Origin of the sequence: Lelliottia sp. SL45 (assembly GCF_026672535.1) — a bacterium.
GTDB classification, from domain to species: Bacteria; Pseudomonadota; Gammaproteobacteria; order Enterobacterales; family Enterobacteriaceae; genus Enterobacter; species Enterobacter nimipressuralis.
This window is the reverse complement of record NZ_JAPPRH010000001.1, coordinates 363,483-385,205: the sequence shown is the minus strand read 5'-3', so window position 1 is coordinate 385,205 and position 21,723 is coordinate 363,483. Positions and strand designations below refer to the sequence as shown.

Annotated in this window: 18 protein-coding genes; 9 read left to right on the top strand and 9 right to left on the bottom strand. The window is 56.0% G+C overall.

The window, feature by feature from the left end; translation table 11 throughout:
• Window positions 1-50 precede the first annotated feature (50 nt).
• Window positions 51-950 carry a LysR family transcriptional regulator gene (locus tag OVA10_RS01975; protein ID WP_100778502.1) on the bottom strand — a complete coding sequence of 300 codons (900 nt, stop codon included), beginning with the start codon at window positions 948-950 and terminating at the stop codon, window positions 51-53.
• Between the two features lie 119 nt (window positions 951-1,069).
• Between OVA10_RS01975 and OVA10_RS01970 the strand changes: the two genes are divergently transcribed.
• Complete coding sequence (locus tag OVA10_RS01970) at window positions 1,070-1,828, top strand: SDR family NAD(P)-dependent oxidoreductase (RefSeq protein ID WP_102105277.1); 759 nt, start codon at window positions 1,070-1,072, stop codon at window positions 1,826-1,828.
• 4 nt (window positions 1,829-1,832) lie between these two features.
• On the opposite strand, the gene OVA10_RS01965 is transcribed toward OVA10_RS01970, so the two are convergent.
• Window positions 1,833-2,372 carry a GNAT family N-acetyltransferase gene (locus OVA10_RS01965; RefSeq protein ID WP_181826989.1) on the bottom strand — a complete coding sequence of 180 codons (540 nt, stop codon included), beginning with the start codon at window positions 2,370-2,372 and terminating at the stop codon, window positions 1,833-1,835.
• 148 nt (window positions 2,373-2,520) lie between these two features.
• Here OVA10_RS01965 and OVA10_RS01960 point away from each other — a divergent pair, with 148 nt between their 5' ends.
• The gene (locus tag OVA10_RS01960) at window positions 2,521-4,116 is read left to right on the top strand and encodes an STY4199 family HEPN domain-containing protein (RefSeq protein ID WP_102105279.1); all 1,596 of its coding nucleotides are present in this window, start codon (window positions 2,521-2,523) and stop codon (window positions 4,114-4,116) included.
• Between the two features lie 40 nt (window positions 4,117-4,156).
• Here the strand turns inward: OVA10_RS01960 and OVA10_RS01955 are convergent, their stop codons facing one another.
• The 3 genes from OVA10_RS01955 to OVA10_RS01945 all read right to left on the bottom strand — a co-directional run bounded on the left by OVA10_RS01955 (window position 4,157) and on the right by OVA10_RS01945 (window position 8,351).
• A complete protein-coding gene (locus OVA10_RS01955; protein ID WP_100778506.1) occupies window positions 4,157-5,806 on the bottom strand; it encodes an alpha,alpha-trehalase in 1,650 nt (549 codons plus the stop codon).
• A 278-nt stretch (window positions 5,807-6,084) separates the two neighbouring features.
• Window positions 6,085-7,437 (bottom strand): glutathione-disulfide reductase, encoded by a 1,353-nt coding sequence (gorA, locus tag OVA10_RS01950; protein WP_268195075.1) that lies wholly within the window; start codon window positions 7,435-7,437, stop codon window positions 6,085-6,087.
• 71 nt (window positions 7,438-7,508) lie between these two features.
• Window positions 7,509-8,351, bottom strand: coding sequence for a 23S rRNA (adenine(2030)-N(6))-methyltransferase RlmJ (locus OVA10_RS01945; protein WP_100778508.1), 843 nt, complete (start codon window positions 8,349-8,351; stop codon window positions 7,509-7,511).
• A 184-nt stretch (window positions 8,352-8,535) separates the two neighbouring features.
• Between OVA10_RS01945 and prlC the strand changes: the two genes are divergently transcribed.
• Together prlC and rsmJ are read left to right on the top strand one after the other, a co-directional pair.
• A complete protein-coding gene (gene prlC, locus OVA10_RS01940) occupies window positions 8,536-10,578 on the top strand; it encodes an oligopeptidase A (RefSeq protein WP_123429828.1) in 2,043 nt (680 codons plus the stop codon).
• A gap of 8 nt (window positions 10,579-10,586) precedes the next feature.
• Window positions 10,587-11,339: a 16S rRNA (guanine(1516)-N(2))-methyltransferase RsmJ gene (gene rsmJ / locus OVA10_RS01935; protein ID WP_181826986.1), complete on the top strand. Its 753-nt coding sequence runs from the start codon at window positions 10,587-10,589 to the stop codon at window positions 11,337-11,339.
• 86 nt (window positions 11,340-11,425) lie between these two features.
• On the opposite strand, the gene uspA is transcribed toward rsmJ, so the two are convergent.
• Window positions 11,426-11,863 (bottom strand): universal stress protein UspA, encoded by a 438-nt coding sequence (uspA, locus tag OVA10_RS01930; RefSeq protein WP_003861223.1) that lies wholly within the window; start codon window positions 11,861-11,863, stop codon window positions 11,426-11,428.
• Between the two features lie 282 nt (window positions 11,864-12,145).
• Between uspA and uspB the strand changes: the two genes are divergently transcribed.
• Window positions 12,146-12,481 carry a universal stress protein UspB gene (gene uspB, locus OVA10_RS01925; protein ID WP_095283811.1) on the top strand — a complete coding sequence of 112 codons (336 nt, stop codon included), beginning with the start codon at window positions 12,146-12,148 and terminating at the stop codon, window positions 12,479-12,481.
• Window positions 12,482-12,535: 54 nt separating this feature from the next.
• Here uspB and pitA read toward each other — a convergent pair whose 3' ends face one another.
• A complete protein-coding gene (gene pitA / locus OVA10_RS01920) occupies window positions 12,536-14,035 on the bottom strand; it encodes an inorganic phosphate transporter PitA (RefSeq protein WP_100778511.1) in 1,500 nt (499 codons plus the stop codon).
• Between the two features lie 230 nt (window positions 14,036-14,265).
• On the opposite strand from pitA, the gene OVA10_RS01915 reads away from it, so the two are divergent.
• The 3 genes from OVA10_RS01915 to OVA10_RS01905 all read left to right on the top strand — a co-directional run bounded on the left by OVA10_RS01915 (window position 14,266) and on the right by OVA10_RS01905 (window position 19,175).
• Window positions 14,266-15,456 carry an NAD(P)/FAD-dependent oxidoreductase gene (locus tag OVA10_RS01915; protein WP_268195069.1) on the top strand — a complete coding sequence of 397 codons (1,191 nt, stop codon included), beginning with the start codon at window positions 14,266-14,268 and terminating at the stop codon, window positions 15,454-15,456.
• A gap of 142 nt (window positions 15,457-15,598) precedes the next feature.
• Window positions 15,599-18,022 (top strand): DUF3772 domain-containing protein, encoded by a 2,424-nt coding sequence (locus OVA10_RS01910; protein WP_268195067.1) that lies wholly within the window; start codon window positions 15,599-15,601, stop codon window positions 18,020-18,022.
• A 127-nt stretch (window positions 18,023-18,149) separates the two neighbouring features.
• Entirely contained in the window at window positions 18,150-19,175 is a 1,026-nt protein-coding gene (locus tag OVA10_RS01905; RefSeq protein ID WP_100778514.1) for a TerC/Alx family metal homeostasis membrane protein, read from the top strand.
• A 75-nt stretch (window positions 19,176-19,250) separates the two neighbouring features.
• Here the strand turns inward: OVA10_RS01905 and OVA10_RS01900 are convergent, their stop codons facing one another.
• Entirely contained in the window at window positions 19,251-19,910 is a 660-nt protein-coding gene (locus OVA10_RS01900) for an HAD family hydrolase (protein WP_100780795.1), read from the bottom strand.
• A 240-nt stretch (window positions 19,911-20,150) separates the two neighbouring features.
• On the opposite strand from OVA10_RS01900, the gene OVA10_RS01895 reads away from it, so the two are divergent.
• Window positions 20,151-20,678, top strand: a complete 528-nt coding sequence (locus OVA10_RS01895; RefSeq protein ID WP_102105285.1) for a C40 family peptidase — start codon at window positions 20,151-20,153, stop codon at window positions 20,676-20,678.
• Here the strand turns inward: OVA10_RS01895 and OVA10_RS01890 are convergent.
• Entirely contained in the window at window positions 20,675-21,469 is a 795-nt protein-coding gene (locus OVA10_RS01890; RefSeq protein WP_100778516.1) for an SDR family NAD(P)-dependent oxidoreductase, read from the bottom strand. The genes OVA10_RS01895 and OVA10_RS01890 overlap by 4 nt on opposite strands.
• Between the last annotated feature and the right edge of the window lie 254 nt (window positions 21,470-21,723).

Here is a 21,723-nt window from a genome sequence, read left to right as displayed (position 1 = left end):
GCATTTTCCTTTTTTCGTTTGGCGGGAATTTATTGAATTATAGCTCGCGACTAATCAACGTAAGCTTTCATTATCGTCGTCAGCCATTCCATGAACAGATGAACCCGCCGCGAGAGATTGCGACGATGCGGGTAAATCAGCGAAACCGGCATCGGTTCGGCGCGGTATTGCGGCAGGATCTCGACCATTTTTTTGGCCTTTAGCGCCTCGCGCACGCCGACGCGCGGCACCTGAATAATCCCCAGTCCGGCGAGGCAGGCCGCGTGGTAGGTCTCGGTGCTGTTAACCGTTAAAATGCCGCCGGTCTTCACCCACTGAGTGGCATCGCCGTTATAAAACTCGAAACCTTGCGGGCGGGTACCCAGATTCAGCGCGTAATGAATCACCGCGTGGGAAGCCAGATCGTCCAGCGTCTCCGGATAGCCAAAACGCGCCAGATAGTCCGGACTGGCGCAGTTAATGATCGACAGTTTACCCAGCGAGCGGGCGATTAAGCCCGAATCCTTCAGCGTGCCGACGCGTACCACGCAGTCAAATCCTTCGCGGATGACATCGACCATCCGATCGCTGCTGCTCAATTCCAGCTCAATGCCGGGGTACTGCTGCAAAAAAGCGGGCAGTTTTGGGATGACTAAATTTCGCGCAACGCCAACGGGCATATCGACGCGCAATCGTCCGCTGATGCTGGTGGGATCATGCTGGAAAAGACCGTCCAGTTCGTCGAGGTTTGCCAGCAGATCTTTTGCCCGCTCGTAATAGACCATGCCGTCCTGCGTAAGGCTGACGCGGCGCGTCGTGCGGTGCAAAAGCTGAGTACCGAGCAGGTTCTCCAGCGCCTGAATCTGGCGCGATACGCTACCTTTAGGAAGACCCAGCGTGTCCGCGGCGCGAGAAAAACTCTCCAGTTCCGCCACGCGGATGAAAAGCTGCATTGCGTGAATTTTATCCATAGGCTGCGCTCATTATTGTTATTAATGAAACAGTGAAGCGTTTTTAACCCTCTTTATTGATTTTCTATCACCTAATAAGCTCTTTCTCAATCGCCATATCAAACGAAACGAGGTTTCTCATGAGTGAACGTATTGCATTAGTGACAGGTGGCAGCCGTGGGCTGGGGAAAAACGCGGCGCTGAAGCTGGCTGCGAAGGGAACCGGAATCATCCTGACTTACCAGAGCAGCCAGAAAGAGGCGCAGGATGTTGTGCGCGAAATTGAATTAAAAGGGGTGAAAGCGGTGGCATTACAGCTGAACGTCGGGGATACCTCGACCTTCGAACGCTTTGTCGCTGAAGTCCGCTCCCAGCTTAAACATGTGTGGCAGCGCGACACCTTCGATTATTTATTAAACAACGCCGGAACCGGTTTATATGCCCCGTTTGCAGAGACCACCGAAGCGCAGTTTGATGACGCCCTGAACGTCCATTTCAAAGGCCCGTTCTTCCTGACCCAGCGCCTGCTGCCGCTGATTAAAGACGGCGGGCGCATCCTGAACGTCTCCAGCGGCCTGGCGCGCTTTGCGCAGCCTGGCTCCAGTACCTATGCGGCAATGAAAGGGGCGATGGAAGTGCTGACGCGCTATCAGGCCAAAGAGTTAGGCGCGCGTAAAATCACGGCCAATATTATCGCGCCGGGTGCGATTGAAACCGATTTTGGCGGCGGGCGAGTGCGCGATAATGTCCAGATCAATCAGATGGTGGCGTCGAACACCGCCCTTGGGCGCGTCGGGCTGCCGGATGATATCGGTGATGCTATCGCCGCGCTGCTGAGCGATGAGCTGGGCTGGATGAACGCGCAGCGCATCGAAGTTTCAGGCGGGATGTTCCTGTAAATCGTTAACGGCGCTGAGCGGAATATTCATGTTTTAAGAGACTGAATATCCAGTCGTTTTGCCAGCGCTCAGCAAGCCAGTAGTTTTCACGCAGCTCGCCTTCCAGCACAAAGCCCGTTTTTTCCAGCAGGGCGCGGGAGGCGAGGTTGCCCACCGTCACCGTGGCGGTGAGACGGCGAATTCCCCCCTCATTAAACGCGTAATCACACACGGCGCGCAGCGACTCATATCCGTAGCCTTTCCCCTGTGCGTGTGGGTCGAAAATAAATCCTACTTCGGCACAATCATTATCTCTGTGAATATATCCGGTGGCACCCAGCGGCGTTTGGCTGGCGGTGTCGCGCACGATAAGACACATCCAGTGCGCGCTGCCTGGTTCCCACGGCTGGAGGCGTGGCTCAAAAGCCTCACGGATCACCGCAATAGGGCGCTTTTCGGCGATAAATCGCATCACATCGGGGTTTTGTTGCAGCGACAGGTAAAACGGCCAGTCCTGCTCCTCAACGGGCGAGCATGTCAGACGCGAAGTGGTGAGTACCGGCATTCGAATTCTCCCATAACTATTTTCAATGATTATAGAGCTGTCACTTTATTTCTCCATAATCTCAGTTATGGTTTAACAGCACATAAATAAAAGAAAAAATTGCCTTTAAGGCCAGCTTATTCTGCTTTGTAGTACGTTAAGGAAAATAATGACATCGGGTACTTCACACCACATCCGTGAACAATTTGAACAGTGTATTGGCATTATTCGCCACGCCTCCGTGGAGATCTTACTGCTGCTGGATGTTCACGTCTCTGAAGGGAAAGATCCACGCTGGTTCCTGGAACAGCTTGATAATGCCCGCCTGGGTCTGGGCGGATGGGGACCGGTAGCAAAACGGCTGAATCTGAATGACGCCGAAATGTCGGAATTCACGCTCCAGTTACGCCTCTTGCAGCAGCGCGTTCCGCAATATGAAAGCGGCCAGGACGTCAGCCAGAACCAGCTGATTGCCGCCGTGCGTTTCGTCACGGCGCTGGAGCATCTGCGGTTGCAGCAGCCGCTGCTGGGCTACAACACCGATCTGGCGCCAGGCAATGAATCCCTGCAACTGCAGGCCCATAAGCAGGTGCGCGCCCTTGAGCTGATGATTAAATCCTTGATCATGCAGGCGTGGCCCGATCCGGTGCGGCTCAATAACCATCTGAAAACCCTCTTCAATGCCGATCGGGTCCGGCGCTGGCTGAAGAACAGCGAACGCAACGATGTGCTGAGCGGCATGTTGTTCAGCGAAATGGCGCAGATGCTGGTGGATAAGAAAGAATTTAGCCGCTACTACTCGTCGCTGTTTAATGACCGCACGAACCTGACGTTGCTCGTTGAGCCGCGTAAAACCCTGCAGACTTTCCTCGATGATATCCGCCAGATCCGCAATATGCTGACGGTGCAGCAAGCGCTCAGCTCGGCGCAACTTCTGCTGCTCGATAATTACTATGCCCAGATAGCGGGGCCGATTCAGCGGGCGTTTGAAGAGGGACGCACGCGCATCAACCCGACAGGGCTGATGGCGGTCGATGCCAGCGAACTGCACAGCTTCTGGGAAAATGCGCAGAAAATGGATCGGCAGACCGGCGGCGATCTGTTTGAAATTCGCGACAGCATTGAAAAACCGACGCAACGCACGCCGCGCACGCCTGAACAGCGCGATCAGCTGATCTCCAGCGCGCTGTGGGGCGCCGTGGGGGTGATGGTGCTCGCGATTATTGCAGGCGGAGTGTGGCTGGTGACCAGCGGCACGCCTTCGTCGGCGGCGGCAAATGTCAGCCCCGAGCCGCAGCAGGTGGCGAAAGAGATGCGCGAAGCGCCGTCCTCACGGGAAAAACTGACCCGTATGGGCGTGACCTGGGATGAGAACAATTTCCGCTCGGCCATCGATCGCAACGACACGCGTGCGGCGCTGCTGTTCCTGCAGGGCGGGATGGACTGGAAACTGGCCTGGACCGAGCAGGCGATGTCCGCCGGGTACGATGACGTGCTGGAGGTATTGCTGCGCTATCGCCTGCAAATGGTAGAGCAGAAACCATGCCGTCGGTTTATCGCCACGCTTAGCCATGCGATGTCGAACGGGGAGGCGATGACCTCCATGCGCAAGCAATATCTCCAGGCGTTCTGTACGGTGCCCGCCGTCGTGCAGCGTCAGAAATATGAAGCCGACCAGGCTAAGCGACGTGCTCAGGCGCAGCCGGATGCCAGCAGCAAAAAATGGCAGTCTATTCAGACCGCCATTTATGATGTGATTCGGTAAACCGGCTCCTGCCGCCCTCTCCCGAAAGAGGGAGGGGAAATCACGGTTCGCCGTATAACCCAATCAAGCGTCTCACTACGCCGTTGGTCCAGCCAAAACCATCCTGCAACGGATATTCGCCCCCGCCCCCTTCGCGCGGGGTGCTGCTGGCGATGTGATACTTCTCGATCAGCTTGTGGTGCGTTTTGTAGAAGTGATTCACCGTTTGCAGCCAGCTCCAGGCGATCTCATCGCCCAGCGAATCATTGCCGTACTGCTTAAATCCCTGAATCGCCATCCACTGTAGCGGCGCCCAACCGTTCGGTTTATCCCACTGCTCGCCCGTTTCGTGTTCGGTGGCGAGTATCCCGCCCGGCGTCAGCAGGCGCGCTTTCACCGTATCGGCCAGCCGGTCGGCCTGTTCGTGGGTAGACATCCCAACGTACAACGGCACAATGCTGGCGGCCGAGAACAGCCCCATCTCTTCCCGACGCCAGTCGTAATCGCGATAACAGCCGTTTTCGTCGTCCCACAGGAAGCGGTTCACGGCCGCGCGGCGGTCATTCGCTTTCTGGCGAAATGCAGTTTCGGTCTCTTTATCGCCTTTTGCGGCGGAGATGTTGGCGATAGCGCTTTCCAGCTTAAACAGGAACGCATTCAGATCGATAGGGATAAACTGCGTGGTGCGAATGCTGGCGAGACGCCCGGCATCGCGCAGCCAGCGGGAGGAGTAGTCCCAGCCCGACGCCGCGCCTGCCCGCAGATCCCGATAGACTTCGTTTGGTGGTCGCCCCGAATGTTTGGCCGTTTCCACGTCTTCTATCCAGGACTCGTCACGCGGCGTGTCGCGGTCGTCCCAGTAGCGGTTGAGCAGCGAGCCGTCCGGCATGCGCACCACGTGGCGATAGGCCTGATTCAGCACCAGCGATTCCGCGCCATCCATCCAGAAGGCGTACTCCATCAGCAGGTGGTCCAGATAACGTTTCGCCCCGCGCACGCCGTCCTCTTCGAACAGCTCAACCATCAGGGCAAAGACCGGCGGCTGCGAGCGGCTGAGATAATAGGTGCGATTCCCGTTAGGAATATGGCCGTAACGTTCAATCATCCACGCAAAGTTGTCGGCCATACATTTGAGCAGGTCGTTGCGCCCACTCTCCGCCAGCCCGAGCATGGTGAAATAGGAGTCCCAGTAGTAGGTCTCGCTAAAACGCCCGCCGGGGACGATGTACGCCTGTGGCAGCGCCAGCAGGGACGACCACGGAATATGGTCCTGCGGCTCGCGCGTCAACACTGGCCACAGATTATCAATGTGCTCTTTCAGCGAAAGACTCGGGTCGGAGACATACTCAGTGGTCAGCGACTCGGGCATCCAGAAGTGGTTTTCGACAAAGCGCTTCAGGTCGAAATCCCGGTGGCGTCGCACCTTACGGTAGCGAATAAGGATATCGAGCGGATCCATTTTTGGCGCGCAGTCGGGGAAGGTTTTGCTATCAGCAAACAGACGCGTCGACTGAACGTGTTCAAAGAGTTCTAGATAGCGATCGGCAGGCGTGAGCGCGTCAGACGCGGGCAGCCCTTCGATCATTTCGGGTTCCGGTTCCGCCTCGATCATCTCATCCAGTTTCAACTCGCAGGGATCGGTTTCGTAGCGAATCTCTTCCGCAATCTCGAACTCGACGATATCTGCAGCGTGTAATTTCTGGTTGAACATGGTGGTTAGGACCTCCGGTTTGCGTCGTCACACATACGGGTGTTTCCCGGGCATCTTCTAAGCTTAGACACTCGCTTCGGTGTGTGAAGGACGAAGTGTGCGGTGGATCACGTTTTGCTTTATCGCCTGGTTTGAGTAAATCAGGGATATCTGTTTGATTTTTCGGTTTTTAATCGCACTGATGATCGCGAGAGGCGCCAGAGAAATTCAGAGCATTCGTTTTGCAACGATTTATGAATGATCAAACAAAATGCCCCTCGGGAGAGGGGCATTGGGGATTAACGCATGGTGACAAACTCTTCCGCCGCGGTCGGGTGGATCGCTACGGTATTGTCGAAGTCTTTCTTGGTGGCACCCATTTTCAGCGCCACCGCGAAGCCCTGCAGGATTTCATCCATGCCGAAGCCGATGCCGTGGATACCGACGATTTTCTCTTCCGGGCCGACGCACACCAGTTTCATGCGGCACGGCTGGCGGTGAGAGGTGACTGCGGTGTACATCGCCGTAAAGGACGATTTATACACTTTCACCTGGTCGTCGCCGTGCAGCTCGCGCGCCTGCGGCTCGGTTAAACCGACGGTGCCGATTGGCGGGTGGCTGAAGACCACGGTCGGGATATTGCTGTAATCCAGATGCTCATCCGGCTTGTTGTTGAACAGACGCTCGGACAGGCGACGGCCAGCGGCGACGGCAACCGGCGTCAGCTCGACCGCACCGGTGTTATCACCAACCGCATAAATTCCTGGAACACTGGTGTTCTGGAACTTATCGACAACGATGTAGCCTTTGTCGTTGGTTTTCACGCCGGTCACGGCCAGGTTGAAATTGTCATTCGCCGGTTCACGGCCAATCGCCCAGATCAGGCAGTCGACGGTCTGGCTGCGGCCATCTTCCAGCGCCAGCGTCAGGCTGCCGTCGGCGTTTTTCACCACCGCTTTTGGCACGGCGTTGATGTGCAGTTTTGGCCCTTCGGCGTTCATCACTTCAACCAGCGTTTCTACGATCAGCGGATCAAAGCTGCGCAGCGGCGCGTGTTTACGCACGAACAGGTGCGCTTCGGCGCCCAGGCCGTTAATCACGCCTGCCAGTTCAACGGCGATGTAACCTGCACCCACTACTGCTACGCGTTTTGGCAGCGCAGGCAGTTCGAAGAAACCGTCGGAGTCGATACCGTATTCCACGCCAGGAATGTCCGGGTGGCTCGGACGACCGCCGGTGGCAATCAGGATATGATCGGCAGTGATCGTCTCGCCGTTCACTTCGATCGTTTTCGCATCAACGAAACGCGCAAAGCCACGGATCACATCGACATTGTTTTTGCCCAGCACGTTGTCATACGAAGTATGGATGCGGTCAATGTAAGCGGTACGGCTGGCAATCAGCTTGTCCCAGTCGAAGTGATTAATGGTGGTGTCGAAACCGTAATCCGGGCCGTACATATGGATGGCCTCGCGGATTTGCGCGGCGTGCCACATCACTTTTTTCGGTACACAACCGACGTTCACGCAGGTGCCGCCCAGCTCTTTGGCTTCAATCAGCGCACATTTTTGGCCGTACATGGCTGCACGGTTAATAGAGGCGATACCGCCACTGCCGCCGCCAATGGCGATGTAGTCATAATGCTTGCTCATGGGTCATATCCTTAATTTCTGATTGCCGCGATTGTATACCTGAAATCAATAGGTTCCACCGATGACTGCGATTACTCAGGCACGATCCAGCTAACGGTCGCGTGGCCATGACCACTCGGCACCAGCGTTTTGTGCAGCCACGGCAGCACGTTGTTCATTTGCGCTTCGAGCTTCCACGGCGGGTTGATCACGATCATCCCGGACGCGGTCATGCCGCGCTGATCGCTGTCCGGACGCACCGCCAGTTCGATCTGCATGATTTTGCGGATACCGGTCGCTTCCAGCTCTTTGATCATACGTTTGATTTGCGCACGCAGGACCACCGGGTACCACAGGGCATAGGTGCCGGTCGCGAAGCGTTTGTAACCTTCGTTGATGCCGGTCACTACGGCCTGATAGTCGGTTTTAATTTCATACGGCGGGTCGATGAGCACCAGACCGCGACGAGAGACCGGCGGCAGTTTGGATTTCAGCTGCTGGTAGCCGTCGGCTTTTTCCACGCGTGCGCGGTCGTCCTTCTGGAACTCGGAACGCAGCAGCGGGAAATCGCTCGGGTGCAGCTCAGTCAGCTGGAGGCTGTCCTGCTCGCGCAGCAGCTGGCGCGCAATCAGCGGCGAGCCAGGGTAGTAGCGCAGCTGGCCGCTGCGGTTGAAATGGTTCACCACGCTGATGTACGGCTCCAGCTCAGCCGGAAGATCGTCCTGCTGCCAGATGCGGGCGATACCTTCCAGATATTCACCGGTGCGCTCCGCGTGCTGGCTGCTGAGCTGGTAGCGGCCCGCGCCCGCGTGGGTGTCCAGATAGAGAAACGGCTTATCTTTCTCTTTCAGAGATTCAATAATCAGACTCTGAACGGTGTGCTTGAGGACATCGGCGTGGTTGCCCGCGTGGAAGCTGTGGCGATAACTGAGCATGGGTAAAGGTGTTCCAGGTAATAAACGATTTGCCACAGTTTACAGCAGAACGCTGCAGATTACCCGTAGGCCCGGTAAGTGCAGCGCCTGGCATTGAAATTCACTACACTTATCCCCATTACAGAAACAATATGCCCAGCGCCGGATGCGCGCTTCATTCACCTCATTCAACAGGACAGCGCTTATGACCAATCCATTACTCACGCCTTTTTCGTTGCCGCCCTTTTCTAAAATCCTCCCTGAACACGTTGTCCCGGCTGTAACTCAGTCGCTGGATAATTGTCGCGAGGCGGTAGAGCGAGTGGTCGCGCAGGGCGCGCCGTACACCTGGGATAACCTGTGCCAGCGCCTGGCGGACGTGGATGACGTACTGGGTCGCATTTTCTCGCCGGTGAGCCATCTTAACTCGGTGAAAAACAGCCCGGAGCTGCGCGAAGCCTATGAACAAACCCTGCCGCTGCTCTCTGAGTACAGCACCTGGGTCGGCCAGCATGAAGGGTTGTATAACGCCTATCGCGATCTGCGCGATGGCGAAAACTACGCAAAACTGGATACTGCCCAGAAGAAAGCGGTCGATAACGCGCTGCGTGATTTTGAGCTGTCAGGCATTGGCCTGCCAAAAGAGAAACAGCAGCGCTACGGCGAAATCGCTGCGCGTCTGTCTGAGCTAGGCAACCAGTACAGCAACAACGTACTCGACGCCACCATGGGCTGGTCAAAACTGATCACCGACGAAGCCGAGCTGGCAGGTATGCCGGAAAGCGCGCTGGCTGCCGCCAAAGCGCAGGCCGAAGCGAAAGAGCAGGAAGGCTATCTGCTGACGCTGGATATCCCGAGCTATCTGCCGGTGATGACGTACTGCGATAACCAGGCGCTGCGTGAAGAACTCTACCGCGCGTACAGCACCCGCGCCTCTGACCAGGGGCCGAACGCCGGTAAATGGGACAACAGCCCGGTAATGGCCGAAATCCTCGCCCTGCGTCACGAGCTCGCGCAACTGCTGGGCTTTGACAGCTACGCCGAAAAATCCCTCGCCACCAAAATGGCGGAAAACCCACAGCAGGTGCTTGATTTCTTAACCGATCTGGCAAAACGCGCGCGTCCACAGGGTGAAAAAGAGCTGGCCCAGCTGCGTGCATTTGCTAAAGCGGAGTGCGGCGTTGATGAGCTGCAGCCGTGGGATATCGCCTACTACAGCGAAAAACAGAAACAGCACCTCTACAGCATCAGCGACGAGCAGCTGCGCCCGTACTTCCCGGAAAGCAAAGCCGTGAACGGCCTGTTCGAAGTGGTGAAACGCATTTACGGTATCACTGCGAAAGAGCGTCACGACGTGGAAGTGTGGCACCCGGAAGTGCGTTTCTTCGAGCTGTACGATGAGAAAAACGAACTGCGCGGCAGTTTCTATCTGGATCTGTATGCGCGAGAAAATAAACGTGGCGGCGCGTGGATGGACGACTGCGTCGGCCAGATGCGTAAAGCGGACGGCTCGCTGCAAAAACCGGTCGCCTACCTGACCTGTAACTTTAACCGTCCGGTAAACGGCAAACCGGCTCTGTTCACGCATGACGAAGTGATCACCCTGTTCCATGAATTCGGTCACGGCCTGCACCATATGCTGACCCGTATCGAAGCAGCGGGCGTTTCTGGCATCAGCGGTGTGCCGTGGGATGCCGTCGAGCTGCCGAGCCAGTTTATGGAAAACTGGTGCTGGGAGCCGGACGCACTGGCGTTTATCTCCGGTCACTACGAAACCGGCGAACCGCTGCCGAAAGCGTTGCTGGATAAAATGCTGGCGGCGAAAAACTACCAGGCAGCGATGTTTATCCTGCGTCAGCTAGAGTTCGGTCTGTTCGATTTCCGTCTGCACGCCGAGTTCAGCCCGGAGCAGGGCGCGAAAATCCTCGAAACCCTCGGCGAAATCAAGAAGCAGGTGGCGCTCATTCCGGGTCCATCGTGGGGCCGTTTCCCGCATGCCTTCAGCCATATCTTCGCGGGCGGTTATGCGGCGGGTTACTACAGCTACCTGTGGGCAGACGTTCTGGCAGCCGATGCGTTCTCTCGCTTCGAAGAAGAGGGGATTTTCAACCGCGATACCGGTCAGTCGTTCCTGGATAACATCCTGACGCGCGGCGGTTCCGAAGAGCCGATGGAGCTGTTCAAACGCTTCCGTGGCCGCGAGCCGCAGCTCGATGCGATGCTGGAACATTACGGAATCAAAGGCTAATCGCGTTCGTGAAAATTTGTTTGATAGATGAAACAGGCGCCGGAGACGGCGCCTTATCTGTTCTGGCTGCCCGCTGGGGGCTTGAGCACGATGCCGATAACCTGATGGCGCTGGTGATGACGCCGGAACATCTGGAACTGCGCAAATGCGATGAGCCAAAGCTTGGCGGGATCTTTGTCGATTTTGTTGGCGGTGCGATGGCGCATCGCCGCAAGTTTGGCGGCGGTCGCGGTGAAGCGGTGGCGAAGGCGGTCGGCGTGAAGGGCAGTTATCTGCCGGACGTGGTGGACGCGACGGCAGGGCTGGGGCGCGATGCCTTTGTGCTGGCGTCTGTAGGCTGCCGTGTGCGGATGCTTGAGCGTAATCCGGTGGTCGCTGCACTCCTTGACGATGGTCTGGCGCGTGGCTATGCCGACCCGGAGATAGGCCTGTGGTTGCAGGAACGCCTGCAGCTGATCCACGCCTCCAGCCTGACGGCGCTAACAGATATCACGCCGCGCCCGCAGGTGGTCTATCTCGATCCGATGTTCCCGCATAAGCAGAAGAGTGCGCTGGTAAAGAAAGAGATGCGCGTCTTTCAGTCGCTGGTGGGACCGGATCTGGATGCGGATGGATTGCTTGAACCGGCACGCCTGCTGGCGACCAAACGGGTGGTGGTGAAGCGCCCGGACTACGCACCGCCGCTGGCGGATGTGGCAACCACCAACGCGGTCGTCACGAAAGGGCATCGGTTTGATATTTATTCGGGCACGCCAGAATAACAAAGCCCGGTGACGTTTACGCTCACCGGGCCTACACATCTGATCATCGGCCGGGCAAACGCTAGCGCTGCCCGGCAATGTCAAACTTACTCGTCTTCTTCATCTCGCAGCGGAACAATCAGCATATCCACGTGGACGGTGTTGATCAGCTGGCGCGCGGAGGACATCAGTTTGCTCCAGAAATCCTGGTGATGGCCGCAAACGACCAGGTCCATATCGTATTTCTTAATCGCATCGACCAGCACCTGACCCAGATCGCCGCTGCCGCTGAGGGTTTCGGTGATCGGATAGCCTGCGTTGGTGGAGAGCTCAGACAGCGCGTGGTGAGTCTCTTCGGAGATGCGTTTTTGCATATCGCCAAGATTGACGTCGATAAGACCGGTGTAGAGATCGGAGTAATTCACATCAACGTGAATCAAAGAAACTTTCGCGTTGTATGGGCGTGCCATGGATACCGCTTTATCAACCAGCACTTTGCTCTCCGGGGAGAGGTCTACCGCGATGAGAATGTGTTTGTAAGCCATAGTGTTACTCCTTCCTTAAGTTATCGATGACTATCAGGTAAGCCGTCGCCTTTATGTCTTCATTACGGCCCAGTTCAACAAATTTTTCAAGCTTTGGTGTTGATAACGATTAACCTTGTGGCAAAAAAATTAACGGATCTCCTACACTATTTAATGAGCCGTTCGGATATTAAAACGTGAACCCGATCGACTTTCGTCATTCTTTCACTGATCTGTCTGTCAGGGCATTGGGGTGCGGTTGTCCAGAGGCCTTGCTTCGTGGGCGGGCGCCGGGGAGGAAGTATGATTAGCACCGTCGCATTGTTTTGGGCGTTATGTGTGGTTTGCATAGTGAATATGGCGCGTTATTTCTCATCGTTACGCGCGCTGTTAGTGGTACTTCGTGGTTGCGATCCGTTGCTTTATCAGTATGTGGATGGTGGAGGCTTCTTCACGTCGCATGGACAGCCCAGCAAACAGATGCGTCTGGTGTGGTATATCTACGCCCAGCGCTATCGCGATCATCATGACGACGAATTTATCCGTCGCTGTGAGCGCTTGCGTCGTCAGTTCATTTTAACCAGCGCCCTGTGCGGGCTGGTGGTGGTGAGTATGGTGGCGCTGGTCATCTGGCATTAAGCCAAAAAAAAGCGGGTCAGTTTCCTGACCCGCTTTTTCATTGCTTATCCTGCATTAAATCAGTTTCAGCGAGATCCAGTACAGACCGCCTGAAAGCAGAATGGACGCCGGGAGGGTGAACACCCAGGCCATCAGGATGTTGGTCACGGTTTTACGCTGCAAACCGCCGCCATCAACAATCATCGTACCGGCAACCGAAGAAGACAGAACGTGGGTCGTTGAAACCGGCATACCGGTGTAGCTCGCCAGACCGATAGACACAGCCGCTGTCATCTGCGCGGACATACCCTGCGCATACGTCATGCCTTTCTTACCAATCTTCTCGCCGATGGTGGTCGCCACACGACGCCAGCCAATCATGGTGCCGATACCCAGTGCCAGCGCGACCGCCATGATGATCCAGATAGGCGCGTACTCGATGGTATTGAGCATATCGCTTTTCAGTTTCTTCAGCAGACGCTGGTCATCCGCGTTCACTTCCGGCAGCTTCGCCACTTTATCGGTCACATCAGAGATGCACAGCATAATGCGACGCATCTGACCACGTTGTTCTACGGTCAGTTTGTCATAGCTTTCGATATCGCCCAGCATCCCTTTCGCACGTTCCAGCGCGTTAATCGCGTTGGCCGGGTGGCAGTGGAACTCGCCCGGTGCGGTTGCAGCGCCTGGCTCTGGAGAAGGAATGAGCTGATCAACGCCGGTCGCTTTCTTCAGCAGATCAGGGTGCTGCTGGAAGTAAACTTCGACGTTGTTGACGGCGTCACGAGTACGGGTGATTTCGTATCCGGTGGCATTCATGTTAACCACGAAACCTGCCGGAGCCACGCCAATCAGAACCAGCATGACCAGGCCGATGCCTTTCTGACCGTCGTTTGCGCCGTGAGAGAAGGCGACGCCGATAGCGGAAATAATCAGTGCAATACGGGTCCAGAACGGTGGCTTCTTCTTGCCATCTTTCTTTTCACGCTCTGCGGGTGTCAGGTGAATACGGGCGCGTTTTTTGGTACCGCTCCAGTAACGACGCAGGATGAAAATCAATCCACCTGCCACGACCAGACCCACAATAGGGGAGATAATCAGGGAACCGAAGATCCCGACAACTTTAGGAATATTCAGCGCATCAACCACAGACGTACCGGTCATGAGGGCATTGGTTAAACCGATACCGATAATCGCGCCAATCAGCGTATGAGAACTGGATGCAGGCAGGCCGAAATACCAGGTACCGAGGTTCCAGATAATGGCGGCAAGCAGCATTGAAAACACCATGGCGAGACCATGGCCTGAACTCACGTTCAGTAACAGGTCCGTTGGTAGCATGTGCACAATGGCATAGGCTACGCTGAGACCTCCGAGGAGAACACCAAAGAAGTTAAAGACAGCCGCCATAACAACCGCAACTTGCGATCGCATTGCGCGAGTGTAGATAACCGTTGCGACTGCGTTCGCAGTGTCGTGGAAGCCATTGATAGCTTCGTAAAACAGTACAAATGCCAGAGCAAGCAATAGTAAAAGCCCGGTATGTAAATCCAGACCAGCAAACAAATGTAGCATAGGACGTTACGCCATTTTGGAGGACATGAACGCGGCGCATTATCCAGGACAAATGCGCAACGGGCAAAGTGAAATATAGCTTTTTTTTGATATACCTTCTGCTTTGTTTGCGTCTGGTAAAGAAATATATTTTATATTTCAATTAAATGACTGACATATCGGTTTTTTGCGCTGGTGCGACCACATAGGAAACTTTACAATTCGAGCCTGTTAAACAAGAGGATTTCGACGTGGAAAGGTTTGATGCCGTAATTATTGGCGCCGGTGCGGCGGGAATGTTCTGTGCGGCCATGGCCGGACAGGCGGGTCGTCGTGTACTGTTGCTGGATAATGGCAAGAAACCCGGCCGCAAGATCCTGATGTCTGGCGGGGGTCGCTGCAACTTTACTAATTTATATGTCGAACCCGCCGCATATTTGAGTCAAAACCGTCATTTTTGCAAATCTGCTTTGGCGCGCTACACCCAATGGGACTTTATCGATCTGGTCGGTAAACACGGCATTGCGTGGCACGAAAAAACGCTCGGTCAGCTGTTCTGCGATGACTCCGCGCAGCAGATTGTCGATATGCTGGTGGCCGAATGCGAGAAGGGCGGTGTGACCACACGCCTGCGTACCGAGGTGCTGAGCGTCTCGCGTGACGACAGCGGCTACACGCTGGAGCTGAACGGTGACACGGTCAGCGCGGACAAACTGGTGATCGCCAGCGGTGGTCTGTCGATGCCGGGGCTGGGCGCAACGCCGTTCGGCTATAAAATCGCCGAACAGTTTGGCCTGAAAGTTCTGCCGACCCGCGCCGGTCTGGTGCCGTTTACCCTGCACAAACCGCTGCTGGAGCAGCTTCAGACGCTTTCCGGCGTGTCGGTGGCATCGACCATTACCGCCGAAGACGGCACCCTTTTCCGCGAAAACCTGCTGTTCACGCACCGCGGCCTGTCAGGCCCGGCCGTGCTGCAAATCTCCAGCTCCTGGCAGCCGGGGGAATTTGTGACGGTGAATTTAGTCCCGGACTGCGATCTGGCGGCGTTCCTCGATGAACAACGCGCCGCACATCCGAATCAAAGCCTGAAAAACACGCTGGCGATGCAGTTGCCGAAGCGTCTGATTGAGTGCCTGCAACTGCTGGGGCAGATCCCGGACGTCACCCTCAAGCAGCTCAACGTGCGCGATCAGCAGGCGCTGGTCGAGACGCTGACCCACTGGCGCGTTCAGCCAAACGGCACCGAAGGCTATCGCACGGCGGAAGTGACGCTTGGCGGCGTGGACACGGATGAACTCTCGTCCCGTACAATGGAGGCCCGTAACGTCCCTGGGCTCTATTTTATTGGTGAAGTGATGGATGTGACAGGCTGGCTGGGCGGATATAACTTCCAGTGGGCCTGGGCGAGCGCCTGGGCCTGTGCGCAGGCACTGGCGGAATAAGCGGCACTGAAAAAGCCCGAAGCCATTCGGGCTGATATCGTGAGAATACGGACTTTCCCGCTACTCTTCCTGCAATTAGCAGGTATCCTTAGGGATCTGTTGTTGGTCGTTCATTTTTCGATTTCGCGGATCACACCACACTATGCAAAAAATGTTAAGAATGCCGCTGCTACTGGCATTGTTGTCGTGTCTGATACTGACGCCCTTGTTCTCTCATGCAGACGACGCGCCAACGCAAACCGAGGCGGAGCAGCCTGTAAAGGTCAACGTCAGTACGGCGCTGCCTGCGCTGCAAAAGCGCCTGGATACCCTCAAGCAGCAGGTCTCTGCGGTTAAAACCGACAAAAAATTCACCGCCCTGAATGACGATGCCCTTAAGCTTGCCGAAGACGCGAACAAACTGGCGGTTATCCTTGCGCCGCAGCTGACGCAGATTCAGGCGCAGCTCGACGTACTCGGCCCGGCGCCCGCTCCGGGCACCGTTACCGAAACGGCGCAGGTGGTTGGCCAGCGTAAGCAGCTTAATAACAGTAAAACGCTGCTAACGACCCAGATTGAACAGATCAAAGCCATCGCCGTTAACGCCCAGAATCTCTCCAGCCAAATCTACGGGCTGCGCCGTGATGCGCTGAAAACGCAGATTGCCCTGAATACCGGCAGCATTTTGGGGGAGAAATTCTGGTCGCCTCTGATTTCCCCTAACGAAAAAGACACGCAGCGGTTTGACGAATTCGGCTCGCAGATCGGCGATGCCTGGGATCAGGCCTGGAGCGAAGACTGGTATATCGGTTCTGGCTTCTATCTGCTGTTAGCGTTGGTCATCGGCCTGTTCGGGCGCAAAGCGCTGGACAAACCGATGAACTGGATCTTGCCGCGCTGGCTGCCGCAGGGACGTTTTCGCCGCAGCTTCCTGGCCTGTTTCACGACGCTGAGCACCACGGTGACGCTCGGCATCAGCATGCAGCTGCTGTGCTATATCTTCACACGTTTGCCAGACACGTCTCGCCTGGTGCTGGATTTTGCCGATCAGTTAGTTGAGCTGACCTATTTCTCGGCGGTGATTGCCGGGCTGGGTATCGCGCTGCTGTCGAACAGCCATCCGTCGTGGCGTCTGCCGGGCATCGCTGACTCGCTGGCGAAAACGCTCGCCTCGTTCCCGATCCTGCTGGCGGCGTTTATCTTTATCTTCGGCATTATCGAGCAGCTCAACGGGCTGGTCGGGTCGAGCATTGATGCAACGCTGTTTGGCAACGGCTTGTCAGCGCTGCTGGTGGCGCTCAACTGCCTGATCGCCCCCATCCGCGTTAACCGTATGCGCCGTAAAATGCGTGCCGAAGGTGAGCAAACCGAGGCGCGCTCGACGATGGCGGGGCTGATACACCTGGTGATCAGCCTGACGGCGTTTGTCATTCTGATTGCTCTGCTGATCGGCTACATCCCGCTGGCGCGATTTGTTACCTTCGAACTGCTGTGGATTGGCCTGGTGGTCAGCTGCCTGTACCTGCTGATTCATTTCGTGGTGGATTTGTGCGAGGCGGTGTTCTCGCCCACGACCCACAGCGGCAAGATTTTACAAAGTACCCTCAGCCTCAATGAGCGCCATCTGTCGCTGGCCTCCACGCTCTTCTCTGCGCTGGGTAAAACCACGCTGCTGCTGATGGCCGTGGTGGCGCTGCTGAATGGCACCTTTGGCACCACCACGCCGCTCGAATTAGTGAGCAAAATCGCGGATATCTGGGGCGGTAAGGGCCTCGAGAGCATGAATATTATCCCGGCGCACGCGGTGAATGCCGTGGTGTGCCTGGTGGTCGGGTGGTATATCCTGCGCTCCTCACGCCGCTGGCTGGATCACGATTTCCTGCCGAAAACCACGATGGACAGAGGGCTTCGCGCCTCGCTGGTGACGCTCTTTACCAACGTCGGCTATGTGCTCCTCATTATGCTCACCCTGTCGATGCTCGGCATTGAGTGGAACCGTCTGGCGTGGATCGTCAGCGCCCTGTCGGTCGGTATCGGTTTTGGCCTGCAGGAGATTGTGAAGAACTTTATCTCCGGTCTGATTCTGCTGACAGAACGTCCGGTAAAAGTGGGGGATCTGGTGAGTATCAGCGGCGTCGAAGGGGATATTCGTCGCATCAACGTTCGTGCGACAGAGATTCAGCTCGGCGATAAATCAACGGTGATCGTGCCGAACTCGCAGCTGATTTCCCAGAACGTGCGTAACGCTACCATGGGCAATGCGCAGGGCGTCGCGACTATCACGCTGACCTTCCCGCTGGATATCGATCCGGAGCAGGTGCGCAATTTGCTGCTGGAGGCCTATACCCTGCATGAGTCGATTCTGGAAGCGCCCGCGCCGTCGGTCAGTTTCAAGGAGCTGGGGCCGAACGGGATTGTGCTCAGCGTGACCGGGTATGTAAACAGCCCGCGCATGGTCAGCTCCACGCGCAGCGATTTGCTGTATGAGATCCTCAAAATGCTGCGTGCGGCGGGCATTAGCCTGAGCCAGACTCAAACGATGGTGCTGGAGCAGCCGCATAAAATCACGCCAGTGGAAGAGACGTAACTCTCATTTATCCCGTCGCAGCCTGACGGTGATAAACTTCTTCAGGGCTGGCAACGGCCCACTTTTCATTTTGTCTGTTTTTTGAATTCTGCATGGTGTGTGTTTTGTTCTTAAAAAGGGTTGTGTAATGACATCTGCTCATCTCGGTTTCCCGACGGAAACCGTTGTTGTATTCGTGGTGATGGCGGTGGGGGCGATGTTTATCGATCTCTTCATGCATCGTCACGACAAACCGGTCTCGCTGAAAAGCGCCGTGATGTGGTCCATTTTCTGGCTCATGTTAGCCATGGCGTTTGCCGGATTCCTGTACGTTCACCACGGCGCCGAAATGGCTAGCCTGTTCCTCACGGGTTATGCGCTGGAAGAGGTGCTGTCCGTCGATAACCTGTTCGTGATGATGGCGATTTTCGCCTGGTTTGGCGTACCGGATAAATACCGTCACCGCGTGCTCTACTGGGGCGTGCTCGGGGCGATTGTCTTCCGTGGGATTTTCGTGGCGATCGGCACCAGCCTGTTGAGCCTTGGGCCGTACGTCGAAGTGATTTTTGCGCTGGTGGTAGGCTGGACCGCGCTGATGATGCTCCGTCGTAACGAAGAGAGCGACGAGGTCGAGGACTATTCTCACCATCTGGCCTATCGGCTGGTGAAACGCTTTTATCCGGTCTGGCCGAAGATCAGCAGCAACGCGTTTCTGCTGACCCAGAAAGAGGTGGACGCCGAGCTGGAAAAACCGGAAAACCAGGATGTGATGGTAGGCCGCGTGAAGAAAGCGAAGCGCTACGCCACGCCGCTGCTGCTGTGTGTGGCAGTGGTGGAGCTGTCGGACGTGATGTTTGCCTTCGACTCCGTGCCCGCGATTATCGCCGTCAGCCGTGAACCGCTGATTATTTACAGCGCCATGATGTTTGCGATCCTCGGCCTGCGTACGCTCTATTTCGTGCTGGAAGCGATGAAGCAGTATCTGGTCCATCTGGAGAAATCGGTGGTGCTGCTGCTATTCTTCGTGGCGTTCAAGCTGGGACTAAATGCGACCGACCACTTCTGGCATCACGGCTATAACATCACCGCGAACATGAGCCTGTTTGTGGTGTTGGGCGTGCTGGCATTAGGGATTATCGCGAGCGTGGTGTTCCCCGGGAAACGAGCGGCCTGACGCCCTCATCCCGGCTCTCTCCACAGTGAGAGGGGACAAAAACAAAAACGGCAACCCTGGGTTGCCGTTTTGCATTTATTTAATAGGCGAATGACGTCGCGCTCTTGGCGGATGGAAATGCCGCCAGTGCGGGTCCTGCGCTGCGGCCAGCAGTTCATGATCGCCACGCGTATCGCCCCAGGCGCGCAGGTGGTAATCGTTCAGATTGCCGTAAACCCGCTCCAGCCGCGCCACTTTCTGCGCGCAGCGACAGTTATGGCCGGTGATGCGGCCGGTCAGTTTCCCGTCCACCACTTCCAGCTGCGTGCCAATCAGTTTAATGCCGAGCTTATCGGCCCACGGCTGCAATACCAGCGCCGGAGAGGCTGAACAGATCGTCACTTCCGCGCCGGAATTGACCTCCGCCGCCACGGCCATCACGCCTGCCGGGCGCATCAGCTTGCTCCAGTATTTCTCGCAAAACAGCTCGGCCTGCTGGCGCAGCCAGTGCTCGTCCACGCCCGTCAGGAACGTCCTCACCAGCACCTCTTTCAGCTCGTCGCGCGTCAGTTTGCGGCGTACGCAGTTGATGGTGGGCAGCGCCATACGCACCAGACGCCCGGCAAAGTAGCGTTTACCAAAGGCAAAGCGCAGAAAGGGGATAAAGCTGTCGTGATGCGTCAGCGTTCCGTCAAAGTCGAAAACGGAAAGCACGCTGGATTTTGCCACTGCCTCATCGGCAATCATATTGGTCATAAATAGGTCTTTGCTGAAATACACATTCTGCACATTAGTTTACCTGCTTTACCTTCACAGTCCCGCAATCACGTACTTTTTTTTCACAAAGTTGCGACCCGGCGGCAAAGTCCGTTTTTGGACCTCGCTGTGATTGGATGAAAAGTGAGCTGCCTATATTATCGCCACCTCGAAAGCTGATTCGAGGGAATATTGCCCCCTCACGCGTAAGGAAGAATTCACTCACTTCTTAGAACCTTTATGATGTTTAGACTGCTAATTTCAACCCTCTTGTTAAGTGTTGCTTCGTTTTCCGCAATGAGTTTTGAACTGCCTGCCTCGATGTTATCGCAACAACATGAGCTGTCGTTTTCACCGGCAAAAACGTCGCTTGAGCATCAGGATACTGACCCGCTGCGTGGCCGTATGTTGACGCAATACCAAAAATGGAAAGGGACGCGCTACCTCTGGGGTGGGTCTACGCATCACGGCGTTGACTGCTCGGCGCTGATGCAACATCTGTTTAGCGATGCCGCTGACCTCTCGCTGCCGCGTACCACAGGCGAACAGATCAACCGTGGCGTGCAGGTGGCGGAATATCGCCTTAAAGCCGGGGATCTGATTTTCTTCCAGACGGGTCCGCACCGCCGTCACGTCGGTGTATATATCGGCGATCAGCAATTTATCCATGCCTCAACCAGTGCGGGGGTGACGGTTTCAACGCTGGCGAACCGCTACTGGCAGACGCACTTTATTACCGCCCGCCGGGTGACGGGCAGTGATGCTTAAATAATATCGTCCACGACGCCGCCATCCACGCGCAGTGCAGCGCCGGAGGTGGCGGACGCCTGAGTGGAACAGACATAAACCACCATATTGGCGACCTCTTCCACAGTCGATGCGCGCTGAATCACCGACGTCGGGCGATTGGCCATGACAAACTCTTTCGCCAGCTGCTCAAGCGGTTTGCCGGTTTTCTCCATTTCATCTTTCATCATCGCCGCAAACCCATCCGACATCGTCGGCCCCGGCAGGACGCTGTTCACCGTCACGCCGCTACCCGCCACGAATTTCGCCAGGCCGCGCGCCAGCGACAGCTGCGCGGTCTTCGTCACGCCGTAGTGGATCATATCCGCAGGAATGTTGCAGGCCGATTCGGACGAGATAAACACCACCCGACCCCAGCCTTTTTGCACCATGCCCGGCAGCAGGGCGCGCGACAGACGCACGCCGGACATCACGTTGGTCTGCCAGTAGCGATTCCAGGTGTCATCGTCGGTGGCGTAAAAATCTTCCGGCCCGTAAACCCCGGCGTTGTTCACCAGGATATCGACGTTCGACGCCACCTTCAGCACCGATTCCACGCCTTCAGATGTGCTGAGATCGGCGATTGTCGCCCGCACCTGTACGCCAGGCACCGCCTGCTGAAGCTGCTGAATACCGTTATTGACCGATTCCGCGCTGCGCCCGTTAATGATCACTTCGGCACCGCTTTCCGCCAGTCCGCGAGCGATGGCAAGCCCAATCCCGCCCGTTGAAGCGGTGACCAGCGCGACTTTCCCCGTCAGATCGATTTTCATGGTCTGTTCCTTATGATGATAAAAGTTCAGACCATAAAGCGTAGCAGTTCAGAGAGGAGGGGGATTTCAAACACGCGCAGTTTTAGCCATTAATATTAAATAGAAGCGACAATGCGCTGCAAAGAAAAGTTCCCCAGAATTTATCCTTTTAATTAAAGAAAATGCCCTTTTTCGCTTTGGTTAAGCATTCATTTACTATTTCTCTTCGTTGCGTACTGAAATATATCTTTAACATGGCGTGAGCAGGGTCACAT